We start from the raw sequence: 15,648 nt of genomic DNA on the forward strand, positions 1-15,648 counted from the left end.
CCCCAGCACGCGTTTGACAGGCCAGAACGCGAGAGAGGCGAAGCGTGTGGAGGCGACGGGGTGACGGGGCCGGGTCAGCGGGTGAGGTGGGCTCGGGCTGCGCCGGCCACGTAGATCGAGCCCGTCACGAGGACCACATCGTCCTCGCTGGCGATCGCGAGCGCACGATTCACCGCCGCCTCGACGCCGGCCACGACCTCCACATCGAGACCAGCGAAACGCTCCTGTGCGATCTGCGCGATGACCTCGGCGGGCACCGCCCGTGGCGACGGCGCCGTGCACGCGACGAGCACATCCGCACTCCCCACGTCGAGCGCGTCGAGCATGGCCCCGACGTCGCGCTCTGCCAGCATGCCGACCACGAGGATGCGCCGGCCACCGACGTCGAACTCGTCGTTCATGGTGTCTGCGAGCGCGGACGCGCCGTCGGGGTTGTGTGCGCCGTCGACGATCACCAGCGGGAAGTGGCCGAGGACCTCGAAGCGGCCGGGCACCGTCAGCCCGGCGAACGCGGCGCGCACCACCTCCACGTCGAGCGCCCGCGCGAAGAACGCCTCGGCGGCCGCCACCGCCAGCGCGGCGTTGTCGGCCTGGTGCCGGCCGTGCAGGGGCACGAACACGTCCTCGATGACCCCACCCGGGGTGCGGAGGTCGAGCAAGCGACCACCCACCGCCACCCGGTCCTGCTCGACGTCGAAGTCCTCGCCCCGGACCCAGGTCCCTGCGTGCGGCTCGCGCTCGAAGATCTCCCGTAGCTCCGGATCGGTCTCCCCCAGCACGAGGAACGACCCCGGCTTGATGATGCCGGCCTTCTCGGACGCGATCGCGGCCCGCCAATCCCCCACCCCGTCGGTGTGGTCGAAGCCGATGTTGGTGATCACCGCCACGTCGGCGTCGACGACGTTGGTCGCATCGAAGCGCCCCAGCAGCCCCACCTCCACCACCGCGACGTCGACCGCGCTGTGGGCGAACCACGACAGCGCCGCCGCGGTGAGCAACTCGAAGTACGACGGTGTGACCCCTGCGAGCGGCTCGAGCTCGGCGATGTCGGTGATCAGCGCGGCGAAGTCGTGGTCGGAGATGGGCTCCAGGTTCCACGCCAGCCGTTCGTTGATGCGCTCGAGATGCGGGCTGCTGTAGGTACCGACCGACAACCCGTGCTCCACCAGCAACGCCGAGACCATCCGTGCCACCGAGCCCTTGCCGTTGGTACCGGTGACGTGCACGACCTTGAACGCCCGCTGCGGATCGCCGAGCACACCGACCAGCCGCCTGATGGGCTCGAGGGACAGCCCCCCCACGCGGCCGGCCGTCGCCTCGCGGTTGATGTGGCGGTCGAGGTAGTCGAGCGCGCCGGCGTAGTCCACCCGCTGGCCGGCGATCAGGATGCCGCGCGCCGTGGCCGGGCCTGGGCGGTCTGCCCGCTGGCACGCGGCACGAGCGTCGGGTTCACCTTCTCGAGCACGACCCCCTGGTCGATGACCACCTTCCCGACGTCCGTGCGGCTCGGGAGGTCGTACATCACGTTGAGCAGCACCTCTTCCAGGATGGCCCGCAGGCCCCTCGCCCCGGTGCCCCGCAGCAACGCCTGGTCGGCGATGGCGGCGAGCGCATCGTCGGTGAACTCCAGCTCGACATCCTCGAACTCGAAGAACTTGCGGTACTGCTTGACGAGGGCGTTGCGGGGCTCCACCAGGATGCGGATCAACGCCTCCTGATCGAGGTTGCTCACCGCCCCGAGCACGGGCAGCCGGCCGATGAACTCCGGGATGAGCCCGAACTTGAGGAGGTCCTCCGGGAGCACCTTCGCGTAGATCTCGCCCAGGTCCTTCTCGTCACCGGAGCGGATCTCGGCGGCGAAGCCCACCCCCTTCTTGCCGATGCGGCTCTCGATGATCTTGTCGAGCCCGGCGAAGGCACCACCGCAGATGAACAGGATGTTCGTGGTGTCGATCTGGATGAACTCCTGATGGGGGTGCTTTCGCCCACCCTGCGGTGGCACCGAAGCCGTGGTGCCCTCCAGGATCTTCAGGAGCGCCTGCTGCACACCTTCACCTGATACGTCACGGGTGATCGACGGGTTCTCGCTCTTGCGGGCGATCTTGTCGATCTCGTCGATGTAGATGATGCCCGTCTCGGCCTTCTTGACGTCGTAGTCGGCCGCCTGGATGAGCTTGAGCAGGATGTTCTCGACGTCCTCACCGACGTAGCCGGCCTCGGTGAGCGCGGTGGCATCGGCGATGGCGAACGGCACGTTCAGCATGCGGGCCAACGTCTGGGCGAGCAACGTCTTGCCGCAGCCCGTCGGCCCGATGAGCATGATGTTGCTCTTGGAGAGCTCGACGTCGTCGTTGTGGGTGGCCCCGTACTGCACCCGCTTGTAATGGTTGTAGACCGCGACCGAGAGGATCTTCTTCGCCGCGTCCTGACCGATGATGTAGTCGTTCAGGAACTCGTAGATCTCACGGGGCTTGGGAAGCTCGTCGAAGCGCAGGTCCGAGGACTCGGCCAGCTCCTCTTCGATGATCTCGTTGCACAGGTCGATGCACTCGTCGCAGATGTACACGCCCGGCCCGGCGATGAGCTTCTTGACCTGCTTCTGTGACTTGCCGCAGAACGAGCACTTGAGGAGCTCACCGCCGTCTCCGAACTTGGCCACCTCGCCTCCCCCGTGTTCCCTGCGTTCCCTGCGTTCCCTACCGGACGGCCGAGATCGGGCCGGACTTGTCCGCCAGCTGCCTGGCCGTGATCACCTCGTCGATGATGCCGTATTCGCGGGCCTCCTCCGCGGACATCACGAAATCGCGGTCGGTGTCCCGGTGGATCTTCTCCACCGGCTGGCCGGTGTGGCGGGAGAGGATCTCCTCCAGGAGGGTGCGGAGGCGCAGGATCTCCTTCGCGGCCAACTCGATGTCGGTGCCCTGCCCGAACGCCTGCGAGTAGGGCTGATGGATGAGGATGCGGGTGTGGGGCAGGGCGAGCCGCTTCCCCTTGGTGCCCGCGGCGAGGAGCACCGCGGCCGCGGACGCGGCCTGTCCGAAGCAGATCGTGGCGATGTCGTTCTTCACGAACTGCATGGTGTCGTAGATGGCGAGCAGCGCGGTGATGCTGCCTCCGGGGCTGTTGATGTAGAGGGAGATGTCCTTGTCGGGGTCTTCCGACTCGAGGTGCAGCAGCTGGGCGCAGATGAGGTTGGCGGCCACGTCGTCGATGGGCCATCCCACGAAGATGATGTTCTCCTTGAGCAGCTTGGAGAACAGGTCGTAGCGCTTTTCGCCCATCGCCGTCTTCTCGTCGACGTAGGGCATGTAGTCGTAGATCGGCTCCATCACGAGTCGTCCTCTTCGTCGCGGTGGGTGTCGGTGTCGGCCGCTTCGGATTCGCCGCCGTGGTCTGCGGGCTCGTCGGCGGGATACTCGAGATCAGCCCGGTCGATCGGATGGCCCTCTTCGTCGACGATCTCGACCCGCTCGACGAGCCAGTCGAGGGCCTTGCGCTTCCTGATGTCGGAGCGTACCGCCTGCTCCTGGCCGCCGCGCGCGAACTCTTCCCGCATCCTGGCGGGGTCCACGCCCAGCCGCGACGCCGCCGCCTCGTACTCGGCGTCGAGATCCTCCTCGGTGACCTCCAGGCCCTCCGCGTCGGCGACCGCCCGCAGCGCCAGGTCGACCTTGGCCGACACGGTGGCGGTCTCGCGGAGCTCCTCGAGCAGCTGCTCCTGGGTGCGCCCGCTCAGCTCCAGCCACTGCTCGAGACTCATGCCCTGGGCCTGCAGCCGCATCAGCAGGTCGTTGAGGCGCTCGCGCATCTCCGCCGTGACGAGCGCCTCGGGGATCTCGTCCTCGACCAGCTCGGCGAGCGCCTCGCCCACCTTCTCCCGCAGCGCCATGCTCGCCCGGGCCTTCTTCACCATGCCGATCCTGGTGGCGTAGTCGGCTCGGAGCTCGTCGAGCGTGTCGAACTCCGACGCCTCCGACGCGAACTCGTCGTCGAGCTCCGGCAGCTGACGCTCTTTGATCTCCTTCACCAGCACCCGGAAGTGCAGGTCCCCCTCGCCCTCGCCGCTCGGGTGGGGGGCGTCGAACTCGAAGATCTCGCCCACCTTCGCCCCCCGGAGCTGCTCGTCCAGTTCGCGCACGATCAACCCGCTGCCGACCTGGTAGAGGTAGTCGTCCGCGGTGAGGCCTTCCAGCGGCTCGCCGTCCTGGGAGCCGGCGATGTCGATCGTGACGTAATCGCCCGCGGCGGCGGGACGGTCGACGGCGACCAGCTCGCCGAACTGGGCTCGGAGCCGTTCGAGCTGCGCGTCGATCTCCTCGGTGGTGACCGTGGGCGAGGGGATGGTCACCCGCAGGCCGGCGTAGCCCGGCACGGTGACCTGCGGGCGGACCTCCACCACCGCGTCGAACGCGACAGCGCCGTGGTCCTGGCCGTCGACGATGTCGATCTCCGGTGCGGCGATGACATCGACGTCGTGCTCGACCACCGCCTGCGCGAAGTAGTCGGGGATGGCGTCGTTGAGCGCCTGCACCCTGGCGGCCTGCCTGCCGATGCGAGCCTCGAGCACCTTGCGGGGCGCCTTGCCCGGCCGGAAGCCGGGGATACGGACCTCGCGGGCGATCTTGCGGAAGGCGTCATCGATCGCCTTCTCGAACTCCTGTTCGTCGACCTCGACCGAGAGCTTGACCTTGTTGCCCTCGAGGGGCTCGACGGTGCTTTTCACAGGCTGGTGAGTGTACCGGCCAGGGTCGAGCGGCCGTGCACCCGCCTCGGCGACGCCAGTGCGGGCCAGCCGCCGGGCCCGGGTGGCTCTTCAGACGCTGCTCGGCGCCACGCCACTCACCGCCGGCGCCACCTTGGGCCAGCCGATCTCGCGCTCGTAGGCCAGCGCCACATCGAACAGCTCGGCGTCGCGATGGTGCCGGGCGAGGACCTGCATCCCGATCGGGAGCCCGTCGAGGGTGCCGGCGGGGATCGACACCGCGGGGTTGCCGTAGATGTTGGAGATGATGGTGAGCCCACCCATGGTCACCAGGTCGGGCACCTTCTCCACCACTGCGTCGACGAGGGCGTTCGACAGGCGCGGGAACGCGCCCCCCACCACCCGCACCGTGGCCATCACGGCCCGGAAGGCGGCGCGGGCAGCCGGACTCGCTTTGGCCCGATCGATGAACGTCTCCGTCGGGCTGGAGGTCGTGGCCTCGGCGGGGAACGCCGGGCCGGGGTTGGTGGCCGAGATGATGTAGTCGACCTGCTCGAACGCGGTAGCCATCGCCTCGTTCGCCTGCACCCGCTGGGCCTCGGCCACGCTCGCCAGATGCAGGTTGTAGAGCGACTGGGCCAGGATCGTCCCGAGCGCGATCTCGTCGGTGAGGTCCTTCGCGCAGCGGGGCCAGTAGGGCCCGAGCTCGGCTAGCAAGGTGGAGAGGTTCCCCATCGCCCATTGGGCGGCGAGGTTCGGGAGCCGGAGGTCGATGTCGACCTCAACCATGCCGGTCAGCTCGATGAGATCCTTCGCCGCTGCCCGGATCCGCTCCTCCACGCCGGGCTCCAGGCGGACACCGGCGATCGACGGCAGGACCGCGACCCGCTTGCCCCTGAGCTCCGTCCGGCCGAGCCCGGCTTCCCAGCCGCCGGGGTTGGGCAGGCTCCAGGGGTCGCGCGGGTCGACGCCGGCGCACACGTCGAAGTGGCGGGCCGCGTCGCGGACGGAGCGAGCCAGGCACCCCAGCACCACGGTCCCGGGCCGGAAGAACGCCACCGGGCCGCGGCTGATGCGCCCGTAGGTGCCCTTCATGCCGAGCAGCCCGCAGTAGCCCGCCGGGATGCGGATGGAACCCCCGCCGTCCCCACCGGACGCGATGGTGACCAGCCCGCCGGCCACCGCCGCCGCGCTCCCACCGGAGGAGCCCCCGGCGGTGCGTCCCCGCCGCCACGGGTTGTGGGTGACGCCATTGAGCTTGGTGACGCTCACGTTCAGCCCGCCGAACTCCGACGCAGTCGTGAGGCCTACGGGCACCGCGCCACCGTCCTCGATGAAGCGCCGCACGCTCTCCCCCGTGTAGGTGGCGAGGCGGTCCTTGAACACCAGCGAGGCACCGGTGTCAGGCCAGCCCTCGACCTGATCGAGCTCCTTGATGCCCACCGGCACCCCACCGAAGGGCTTGTTCAGGTCGGCCCGCTCGGCAGCCGCGAGGGCGCGTTCGGGGTCGAGGAAGGAGAAGCAGTTGAGGTCACTCGCGGCGATCGCGTCGAGCGTGGCCTGCAGCTCCTCCTTGGGCGAGCGGGTGCCGGCCCGGAACGCGTCGACGAGCGAGCAGGCGTCGTCCAACCATGGGGTGTCGGTCATCGCACGATCCTGCCCGACCCGCAACCGCTACGCACGATGACCGCCGGATCGGAGCGCACCCACCGCGTCGCTCGGGTTCGCCCGATGGCTAGGCTCGCCCGCACGGGGAGTGGCGCAGCTTGGTTAGCGCGCCTGCTTTGGGAGCAGGAGGCCGGGAGTTCGAATCTCCCCTCCCCGACCGCACGGGCCCGACCCCGGGTTCCCGACGCTCTCAGCTACGAGGGCGGTCGCCCGGACCACCTGACAGCGATGCCAACTCGGCGACGCGGCATCCATCGCCACCGGCCTTCTTGACCTCGTACATGAGGGCATCAGCCGCGCGGACGAGCGCGTCGACTTCGAGTCCGTCACAGACCTGCCCGGTGACGATCCCCGCGCTGACCTCGATCGGCGGCGATGTCGCCCGGTAGGCGTCGAGCAACCGGTCGATCAGCGGGCCCAGCTCGCCCGATTCGATGTCGGGAAGGAAGAACGCGAACTCATCCCCGCCGAGGCGCGCTCCGAGGTCGGTGCGGCGGAGCTGACGGCGCGAGATCGCCGCGAACTCCCCGAGCAGCCGATCGCCCGCGTCATGACCCTCGAGGTCGTTGCAGGCCTTGAGCCGGTCGATGTCGATGAAGATGAAGGCGAAAGTCGACTTCGCCCTCCGTGCCCGCGACAGTTCACGCTCCACCTCTTCGTAGAAGCGCCGGCGGTTCCACAGGCCTGTGAGAGGATCGATTGACGCTCGCGAGTTCGCCAATGCCAGCAGGTATCCGATCACCGAGATGGCCAGCGCGGCGCCCACGTACACCAGGGTCTGCATCGTCGCGTTCCAGGCGACGGCGAAGACCGATGCACCGTCGGGATGCGCCGCGAGCGCGACGGCACCACAGCCACCGGCGATGACCGCCACGATCAGCCCCGGCGTCCGCCCGAGCGCCCACGCCGCGAGCGCGACCGGCACTATGTAGAAGACCGGGAACGCATAGTCCGGTCCACTCAGGTAGTCCACGAAGGTGATCACGGACATCAGGGCGGTGACCGCCGTGACGACGGCTCGGACGTTCGGCCGCTCGTGGAGGTTGAGGAGGAGTCGGGAAAGCGAGGTGATCACGGCGCACCCAGTCTCGGTCGTGGAGCCCACTCGACAGCAACACCAGCATCGCCGCCGCCTCGCCACCGAACCACGATCGATGCTGGCTCTACCCCGCACGCCCCGAGCCGACCCAGCCGGAGTGCCCGCTACAGTGGCGCACCCGCGCGGGTGTAGCTCAATGGCTAGAGCCCCAGCCTTCCAAGCTGGTTATGCGGGTTCGATTCCCGTCACCCGCTCCAAGACCAAAGGACAACCCACGGGCTGGTCCCAGGCCGAAACCACCGCAGCCGCTCGCGCTCCTGGGGGCCGACGGGAGCGACGTTCGCAGTCCATCCGCACACTCGCACATCAGCGGCCACGGGTACGACGCGTCGGAGCAGCATCTCAGTCAGCACCTCGCGGGTGAACCCGTCAATCCACTCTCCTCAGGCCTTGGTCGCGCCCCCGACGTGGATGCTCGCGGGCTCAGCGGCTGGTGCCAGTCCGCTCCTTGGCTCGGTAGAGGGCCACATCCGCCTCGGCCAGCAGCTCGTCGATGGAACGTGCGGTGCCGGGATCGACCGCGATACCGATGCTGGCGTGGATGTGCACGACCTCGCCAGCGACGTGGACCGGCTGAGACACCGCGTCGCCCAACCGGGCGGCCAGGGCGGCGGCGGCGGCCCGGTCGTCGTCGCCCACCACCACGACGACGAACTCGTCGCCACCCAGACGCGCCGTGAGGTGGTCGGGGCCGACCACCTCGACGAGGCGGGCAGCGACGTGGCGCAGTACCGCGTCGCCGGCGGCGTGACCCAACCGGTCGTTCACCGGCTTGAAGCCGTCGAGGTCGAGGGCCAGCACGGTGACCGGCGTACCGACTCGGTCGGCGGGCAACGCGGCGAAGAAGCCGGCACGGTTGCGCAACCCGGTGAGCTGGTCGTGGGTAGCGGCGTGGCGCAGCTCGGTGGCGTCGCGATGGAAGCGCAGCACGAGGCCCAGGGTGCGGGCGATGGTGGCCATCGGGTACGAGCGGGCTTCGATGGGCGGGCCGGCCTCGGTGGCCCACGCCGTGATGAGGGCGGGCGGATGACCCCGAGGGTCGACCACCGCACGAACGCGACACCCGGTGAAGCCTCGCGCACGAGCCTCGACCACGACGGCCGGGGGCAGGTCGTCGAGCGAGGTGACCACCACCTCGTCGCTCGCGGCGATCGCCTGGCCCCATGGTGATCCCGCCTCGGGGTCGGCGCCGGTGAGCACATCGGGCAGCGGGGCGCCGACCACCAGGTCGTCGCCATCGTCTCCATGACAGCGCAGCACGCACGGCTCGGTCGGGTTGCGCCACCAGTCGAAGGCGGGCAGCAGGGCCACGACGTCGGCGAACGGCTCGTTCGAGGTCAGGCCGTCGAGCACGCGGGCCATGACCTCGTGGTCGTACATGCGGCGACCGACGACGACGAGCAGGTCGTCGAGGACGGTGACGCCGACGTCGAGCGTCTCGAAGCCTCCATCGGCCCGGCGCAGGCGATAGGGCGCGCCGTCGCGGGGGCCCTGCATCCGGTTGAGGTTGGCGGTGGCGAGGGCGACGGCGCGCTCGACCTCGTCGGGGTGGAGGAAGTCGATGAACGAGCGGCCGACGACCTCATGGCGGGCCCAGCCGAGGATGGCGAGGCCCGAGTCGTTCACGAAGCGGACGGTGCCGGTCGCGTCGAACGCAGTGATGAGATCGGGTGAGTGGTCGACCACCCCGCGGCGCAGCCGGACGGCGAGCTCGTCGTCGACCTCGGCAAGGTTCTCCTCCACTACCTCGCTCCCCGCGGCTCGGCCTGCCACCCCGGATCGGCAGCCTAGCGGCGCCCGTCTGGGTGGGCCGGAGCGGTCGCGTAGTTCCGGGGTACTCGGCCTGACGGGCGTCGCTCACCGGTGAGAGCCCCAGCCTTCCAAGCTGGTCATGCGGGTTCGATTCCCGTCACCCGCTCCAAGACCCGAACCGTTCAGCGATCCGCGGCTTCTATCCGCGCTCGGCTGAACGGTTCGGGAAAGCGAGCGGTTCAGTGCTCACCAGCGATCGAGCCGGCACCTCCGGTGCCACTGCGGACCGTGTCGACGATCTCGAGCAGCTCGTCGAGGTCGAACGGCTTGGTCAGGTAGAAGTGCGCACCGGCCTCGTGGAACTTCTGCACCATCCTCATCGACGCGTCCGCGCTGACGATCGCCACGGGGATCTCGGCGGTGGTGAGCTCGCTCCTCAGTTCCGCCAGCACGTCCGCGCCGCACAAGTCAGGAAGGTGGACGTCAAGCAGGATGAGGTCTGGGCGGTGCTCCCGCGCCAGTTCCAATCCCAGGCGCCCCTGCATGGCCGACATGAGCTCCACCCCTGGGCGCATCTGCAGCACCCGCTCGACCAGCCGCACGTTCGCCAGGTTGTCGTCGATGTAGAGCACGAGCATGTCCTCGACGGGAGGGCCCTGCAGGCTGGGCGCCTCGCGAGGCACCGGAAGCTCCGGCTCCTCGACGGCCAACGGCAGCTCGATCCAGAACGTCGCGCCCTGGCCGAGCTCGGAGTGGACTCCCATGGAACCACGCATCTTCTCCACCAACCCCCGAGCCAGGGGCAGACCGACGCCGGTCCCCTCGATGTCCGTCTGCTCGGCTCCCAGGCGCTCGAAGGGCATGAAGATCCGGTCGAAATCCGCCGGGTCCACCCCCGGGCCGGTGTCGGTCACCGAGATGCGCAGCCGATCGCCCGCGACCTGCTCCACGCCCAGCTCGACCCGACCAGCTCGCCGGTTGTACTTCACGGCGTTCGAGAGCAGGTTCAGCAGCACCTGCATCAGACGTTGCCGATCGGCGACCACCGCCATGCCCGTCTCGAGATCCTGGGGCATCAGCAAAGTGATCTCCCGACGCATCGCGGACGGCGTGATCAGCTCCGCCGCGGCTTGGAGCACATCGGAGACGTCCACGGGCTCCAGAGAGAGATTGAGGTGGCCGCTCTCGATCCGGGCAATGTCGAGAACCTCGTTGATGAGATCCAGCAAGTGATGACCGGCGCGCAGGATCTGCTCGACGGCCTCCCGGTGCTGCTCTCCTGCCTCGAGCTCGAGGATCTGCGCGAAGCCGAGCACCGCGTTGAGGGGCGTGCGCAGCTCGTGGCTCATCCGGGAGATGAACTCGCTCTTGGCCTGGCTGGCCCGCTCGGCCGCCTGGCGCTCCACGTTGCGCAGTGCGGCGAGGCGCTCCAGCTCCTCGAGTCGTCGACGGTGCTGCTCCGCGGCCTCCGCCAGCCGGACCCGCTCGGTGATGTCCCGAGTGGTGCCGGCGATGCCCACCACCTCACCGTGCTTCCCGAGGATCGGTGACACGGTGAGCGACACGTTGATCAGCTCACCGCCCTTGCGCCGGCGGACCGTCTCGAAGTTGCGAACCGCCTGCCCCCGCCTCACGTGCGCCAAGAGGAACGTGACCTCCTCTTGCCGATCCTCGGGGGCCAGCACCGCGATGTGCTCACCCAGGATCTCCGGTCCGGAGTACCCGTAGAGCTCCTCCGCAGCCGGGTTCCACGTGGTGATCCGACCCTCGAGGTCGCTGCCGATGATCGCGTCCGGTGAGGACTCCACGATCACCGACAGCCGGTGGGCGCGATCCTCGGCTTCCTTGCGAGCCGTGATGTCGGTGGTGACGCCGACCACCGCCACCAGTTCGCCGTGGTCGTCGAGCATGGGGGTAACCCAGACCAGGGCCAGGAAAGTCGAGCCGTTCCGGCGCCGCGCACGCACCTCGCCCGACCACGACTCCCGCCGCGACACCGCCGAGGCGATCTCGTCGCCCTTGTCGGCATGGTCGGCCCACAATCCCAGACCGATCAGCGACTGTCCGAGCACCTCGACGGCCGGCCATCCGTAGAGCCGTTCCGCTGCCCGGTTCCAGAAGATGATCCTTCCCTCGGAGTCGGTCGCGACGATCGACTGCTCCACCGCGTCGAGCAACCTCGTATGGAAATCGCTGCCGACGGCTTGAAGCCCGCCCGCGCCGGCATCCGCGAGGTCGCCCGGCTCGGGACCACCGTGCTCGCTCATCGCTGTACGCACCCTGCTGCACGGCTCCGTCGCCGCAGCACCGCCATCGGGACCTCCCGCATCAGTCCCCGATCCGTTCCGCCGTCCCTTCCCCTATCGGCACCAGCCACCCGGACCTGAATCCCGGACTCCCGTGCTCGTCACTCGCGAAGACGCGCGAGGGACCCCGCCCACCGCTGCCGTGCGAGGATGGGGCGATGCGCGCCGCCGTCCTGCAGCAACCCGGGGAGCCCCTGGCCATCGTCGACCGACCCGACCCCCGACCCGGTGAGGGGGAGGTGGTGCTCCGGGTCGAGGCCTGCGGGATCTGCGGCTCCGACCTGCACCTGTCCGATGCGTACCCGATGCCCGGGCTGGTGCTCGGGCACGAGTTCTGCGGCACCGTGGCCGACGTGGGCCCCGGGGTCGACGCGCGACGAGTCGGCGACCGGGTCACTGCGCTGTCCCTCGCGCCCTGCGGCGAGTGCGCGGCCTGCGCGAGCGGTCGGGTCCGCAAGTGCCCCCGCGTGGCGATGATCGGCATCGAACGACCGGGCGCCTACGCGGAGTACGTGGTGGTCAACGCCCGGGACACCTTCGTCCTGCCGGCGGCGCTGGACCATCGTCACGGCGCACTGGTCGAACCCCTGGCGGTGGCGCTGCACACGGTGCGCCGGGCCGGGGTGCAGCCCGGCGACGATGCGTTGGTGCTCGGCGGCGGGCCGGTCGGGCTCGCCGTGACCTTGTGGTTGCGTGCCCTCGGGGCGCGGGAGGTCGCCGTGAGCGATCCGGTGGCGTCTCGCCGGGTGCTCGCCGAGCGCCTCGGGGCCACGGTGACGATCGACCCCACCGGGGCCGACGTCGGCGACGCCTTCGCCGCCGTCGCCGGGGCCCGCCCGCGGCTCGTGATCGAGTGCGTCGGGGTGCCGGGGCTGCTCCAGCACGCCACCGACGTGGCCGCGGTCGATGCCACGGTGGTGGTCGCCGGCGTGTGCATGGCACCCGACACCATCACCCCGCTGATCCCGATGACCAAGGAGCTCGACCTGCGCTTCGCCTTCTACTACGAAGCCCGCGACTACCAGACCACGATCGAGCTGATCGACCGTGGTCGCATCGACCCGCTCCCGCTGGTCACCTCGGAGGTGCCGCTCGAGCAGGCACCGCAGGCGTTCGCGGATCTGAAGCACCCCTCCGACCAGTGCAAGGTGCTGATCACCCCGTGACCGGCTCCTCCCGGGGCACCCGGCCAGGGAGCCGAGCGGCGAGCACCGCACCGAGCGCAGCCACCACCGCCGCCGACGCGAACACCAGCACCAACCCGAGCGAGCGATCCCAGCCCGCCGCGGTGGCCCACGCGATCACCGCCCCCGAGGTGCCCGTTCCCAGCGCCACCCCGAGGGTGTCAGCGAGCTGCAGCGCCGCGGTGGCCGTGCCCTCCCCGCCGCGGGGAGCGAAGCCCAGCACCGTCAACGACAGCGGCGAATAGGCGACGCCCATGGCGAAGCCGCCGAGCCCCCATAGGGGGAAGGCCACCAGGGGTGGGACCGCGGGCAGGAGCACGGTGGCGAACGCCAGGGTGACCCCGGAGAGCACGGCGAACCCCACCCGCACCAGCGAGCGGGGTCCCGAGCGATGCACCTGCCGGGCTTGGATCCACGATCCCGCCGTCCAGGACAGCGCGGCGGCCGTCAACGCCAAGCCCGCCACTCCGGGCGAGACCCCTCGGGCGGTGGCCAGGGTGAACGGGACGTAGGCGTCCGCGGCGAAGAAGGCGAAGGTGAGCAGCCCGCGCAAGCCGATCGCCGCGGGGAGACCCTCGGCGAGTTGCAGCGTCCCCGGCGGCGTGAGCCGACGGTACGCGGGAAGACCGACGGCGAGCCCACCGATCACCAGGGCCGTGACCAGCCACCACTGCTCGGCCCCCAACCCGCCGAGCACGGCCGCACCGGCACCGGCCACCAGCACGGCGTCGCGAACCGACACGGTCGCCGCCCCACCTCCGTCGGGGCTGCCGATCCGCCGCAGCGCGCCAGCCACCACGGCACCGAAGGCGAGCACCAGCGGCAACAGCCCGGCGAACACCCACCGCCACCCGATCGCCTCCCCCACGAACCCCGCCGCCGCGGGTCCGACCAGTGACGGCAGCACCCAGGCGGTCGAGAGGAGCGCGAAGAGGCGGGGACGCTGCTCGGGGGGGTAAGCCCGCCCGATGCAGACGTAGGCCACGGCCGGCAGGGCACCGGCACCCAGGCCCTGCAGGGCGCGGGCGAGCACCAGCACCAGCATCGACGGCGCGGTCGCGGCGAGCGCCAGACCGGCAGCGAAGAGCGCCGCGCCCCCGGCGAAGGGGAGAACCAGGGGCATGCGGTCCGCGGCCTGCCCGGCGACGACGATGCCCACCAGGTTGCCGAGGAAGAACGCGCTGAACACCCAACCGTAGAGGTGGAGGTCGCCGAGATCCGCTTCGACGAGGGGCAGGATGGTCGCCACCGCCAACGCCTCGAAGGCCACGATGGTGATGATCAGCACGATGCCGCTGGTCAGCACCCGCCTGCCGGGAGCGAAGAGGCCCGGTTGCCCGCCGGCCGCCATCGGCATCGCCACGGCGTCGGGCTCGTCCGATCCGTGGGGGGCGGCGCTCACACGGCGAGAGGTTAGGGAGCCCTCACCGCGCCCCACCATGCGGTTCCCGCTCACTGAGGCCGGTCGACGATGAGCCAGGACTGCTCCGGAGCCCTCCAGCGCCCCCGGCAGGATTCGAACCTGCGACCGTCGGATTAGAAGTCCGATGCTCTGTCCAGCTGAGCTACGGAGGCATGTGTGTTCCGCCTCCAACTGTAGGAGCCACTCGCGGTGACGCTCGCCATCGGCCCACCTGGCCAGAGCGGGGCGCCGCTGCCGTATGCTGGTCCCTCCCGCGGCCCAGGCGCCGTGGGTCGTGGTGGCCGTAGCTCAGCCCGGTTAGAGCGCCAGGTTGTGGCCCTGGAGGTCGGGGGTTCAAGTCCCCTCGGCCACCCCACCAGTCGTGGTCGCCCCACGTTCGTGGGGCGGCCACGCAACGGTTACAATCCTTCTCCCTTGCGCCTCTAGCTCAATTGGCAGAGCAACGGACTCTTAATCCGCAGGTTCTGGGTTCGAGTCCCAGGGGGCGTACGACACCAAAGGCCCTCGGTCGCGGAACCCTCCGGGATCGAGGGCCTTCTGCGCGCCCGCTCCACACGGCTGGCAGTCGGGTGAGCAGGTCAGGCCGGCGCGAGGTGCCGGCGGACGCCCTCGGGACCGACGATCCGGGCCAGCACCCGGCCTGCGGGGTCGGAGCGCAGCACGGTGGGTGCGCGGCGGATGCCGTACCGCTCCGCCAGCTCGGGGCGTTCGGTGGCGTCGATCTTCACCACCGCCTCGGCCGGGTACGCCCGGCGCAGGTCGCTCTCCACCGCGTCGCAGGACACGCAATAGGGAGTGGTGAAGATCACCCACGTGCCGGATGCGCCCGAGACCAGCTCGAGCGGCAGCGGAGGAAGCCCGTGCGCACCACGACGCTCGTCGACCGTGCGGCTCCTCCGGTAGGCGAGGGCAGCACCGGCGATGACCACGAGGATCAGGGCCACGACGGCGAGACGCACCGGGTCCATCACGCCACCAGCTCCACCCCGCGCCGGCGAGCGATGACGAGATAGATCTCGCAGCCGATGCAGATGCCGCTCACGGCCGCGAGCCCGGCGAGGGCCGCGACGATCAGGGCCAGCGCCCAGCCGAGCCCGGTGGCCCCGGCCGCGAACGCTGCCGTGGCCGCACCGAGGAAGACCACCCCCACGGACGCCGCGAACCGGGGCGGTCGCGGGTCCTCGAGCTCGGCGGGGGGTCGCAGTCGGGGCCGGATGACCTCCGCAAACAGGCGCAGGAACGGGCCGTAGGCGGGACCGAACGCGGCCCCCGCCAACAGCACCAGCGCCCACACCGGCACCACCCAGCGCTGGTCGAAGGCGAAGCCGGCGAGCAGCGCGAGGGCCAGGACCGCTTGGTTGAAGCGGGGGCCTCGGGGATCGATCGGTCGGGGTGCGGTACCGGCCATGACGACAGTCTAAACCCGACCGGATCAGTCGGGTATTCCGAAGCCTCCGCCCCCTTCCGCTCCTTCCTCTGGCTCGTTCTGGCCGGTCGAACGCGTGCTCCAGCAC

The 15,648-nt window shown here is 70.2% G+C and carries 12 protein-coding genes and 5 tRNA genes; 5 read left to right on the plus strand and 12 right to left on the minus strand.

The annotated features are described in order from the left end of the window. Positions 1-74 precede the first annotated feature (74 nt). From V7004_RS10935 to V7004_RS10955, 5 genes are all read right to left on the minus strand, one after another. Entirely contained in the window at positions 75-1,367 is a 1,293-nt protein-coding gene (locus tag V7004_RS10935) for a bifunctional folylpolyglutamate synthase/dihydrofolate synthase (protein WP_334143982.1), read from the minus strand. A gap of 14 nt (positions 1,368-1,381) precedes the next feature. Continuing rightward, on the minus strand, positions 1,382-2,659 hold the full coding sequence (gene clpX, locus V7004_RS10940) for an ATP-dependent Clp protease ATP-binding subunit ClpX (RefSeq protein WP_208028202.1): 1,278 nt from the start codon (positions 2,657-2,659) through the stop codon (positions 1,382-1,384). 37 nt (positions 2,660-2,696) lie between these two features. Continuing rightward, the gene (locus V7004_RS10945; RefSeq protein WP_208028203.1) at positions 2,697-3,329 is read right to left on the minus strand and encodes an ATP-dependent Clp protease proteolytic subunit; all 633 of its coding nucleotides are present in this window, start codon (positions 3,327-3,329) and stop codon (positions 2,697-2,699) included. Then, a complete protein-coding gene (gene tig / locus V7004_RS10950; RefSeq protein ID WP_334143983.1) occupies positions 3,329-4,723 on the minus strand; it encodes a trigger factor in 1,395 nt (464 codons plus the stop codon). Before tig ends, V7004_RS10945 begins: the two co-directional genes overlap by 1 nt. A 90-nt stretch (positions 4,724-4,813) precedes the next feature. Further along, positions 4,814-6,349 (minus strand): amidase, encoded by a 1,536-nt coding sequence (locus tag V7004_RS10955; RefSeq protein WP_334143984.1) that lies wholly within the window; start codon positions 6,347-6,349, stop codon positions 4,814-4,816. 103 nt (positions 6,350-6,452) lie between these two features. On the opposite strand from V7004_RS10955, the gene V7004_RS10960 reads away from it, so the two are divergent. Beyond that, positions 6,453-6,527 (plus strand) — tRNA-Pro (locus V7004_RS10960). A gap of 33 nt (positions 6,528-6,560) precedes the next feature. Here V7004_RS10960 and V7004_RS10965 read toward each other — a convergent pair. Continuing rightward, positions 6,561-7,445: a GGDEF domain-containing protein gene (locus tag V7004_RS10965; RefSeq protein ID WP_334143986.1), complete on the minus strand. Its 885-nt coding sequence runs from the start codon at positions 7,443-7,445 to the stop codon at positions 6,561-6,563. A 146-nt stretch (positions 7,446-7,591) separates the two neighbouring features. Here V7004_RS10965 and V7004_RS10970 point away from each other — a divergent pair. Then, positions 7,592-7,666 (plus strand) — tRNA-Gly (locus V7004_RS10970). A 226-nt stretch (positions 7,667-7,892) separates the two neighbouring features. On the opposite strand, the gene V7004_RS10975 is transcribed toward V7004_RS10970, so the two are convergent. Beyond that, positions 7,893-9,242 carry a sensor domain-containing diguanylate cyclase gene (locus tag V7004_RS10975; protein WP_334143988.1) on the minus strand — a complete coding sequence of 450 codons (1,350 nt, stop codon included), beginning with the start codon at positions 9,240-9,242 and terminating at the stop codon, positions 7,893-7,895. A gap of 218 nt (positions 9,243-9,460) precedes the next feature. Beyond that, positions 9,461-11,488, minus strand: coding sequence for a PAS domain S-box protein (locus V7004_RS10980; protein ID WP_334143989.1), 2,028 nt, complete (start codon positions 11,486-11,488; stop codon positions 9,461-9,463). 197 nt (positions 11,489-11,685) lie between these two features. Between V7004_RS10980 and V7004_RS10985 the strand changes: the two genes are divergently transcribed. Continuing rightward, the gene (locus tag V7004_RS10985; protein ID WP_334143990.1) at positions 11,686-12,693 is read left to right on the plus strand and encodes a zinc-dependent alcohol dehydrogenase; all 1,008 of its coding nucleotides are present in this window, start codon (positions 11,686-11,688) and stop codon (positions 12,691-12,693) included. Here V7004_RS10985 and V7004_RS10990 read toward each other — a convergent pair. Both V7004_RS10990 and V7004_RS10995 read right to left on the minus strand, forming a co-directional pair. Further along, positions 12,683-14,113 carry an MFS transporter gene (locus tag V7004_RS10990; protein WP_334143991.1) on the minus strand — a complete coding sequence of 477 codons (1,431 nt, stop codon included), beginning with the start codon at positions 14,111-14,113 and terminating at the stop codon, positions 12,683-12,685. The genes V7004_RS10985 and V7004_RS10990 overlap by 11 nt on opposite strands. Positions 14,114-14,212: 99 nt before the next feature. Beyond that, a tRNA-Arg gene (locus V7004_RS10995) sits at positions 14,213-14,286 on the minus strand. 125 nt (positions 14,287-14,411) lie between these two features. Here V7004_RS10995 and V7004_RS11000 point away from each other — a divergent pair. Together V7004_RS11000 and V7004_RS11005 are read left to right on the plus strand one after the other, a co-directional pair. Next, positions 14,412-14,489: transfer RNA gene (locus V7004_RS11000), tRNA-His, on the plus strand. A gap of 61 nt (positions 14,490-14,550) precedes the next feature. After that, positions 14,551-14,623 (plus strand) — tRNA-Lys (locus tag V7004_RS11005). An 89-nt stretch (positions 14,624-14,712) separates the two neighbouring features. On the opposite strand, the gene V7004_RS11010 is transcribed toward V7004_RS11005, so the two are convergent. Both V7004_RS11010 and V7004_RS11015 read right to left on the minus strand, forming a co-directional pair. Then, entirely contained in the window at positions 14,713-15,102 is a 390-nt protein-coding gene (locus tag V7004_RS11010) for a thioredoxin family protein (protein ID WP_334143992.1), read from the minus strand. Next, positions 15,102-15,542, minus strand: a complete 441-nt coding sequence (locus tag V7004_RS11015; protein ID WP_208029744.1) for a DUF4395 domain-containing protein — start codon at positions 15,540-15,542, stop codon at positions 15,102-15,104. The genes V7004_RS11010 and V7004_RS11015 overlap by 1 nt, the downstream gene beginning before the upstream one ends. Positions 15,543-15,648: the final 106 nt, after the last annotated feature.

This window comes from Rhabdothermincola sp., assembly GCF_036846205.1.
Taxonomy (GTDB): Bacteria; Actinomycetota; Acidimicrobiia; order Acidimicrobiales; family Acidimicrobilacustridaceae; genus Rhabdothermincola.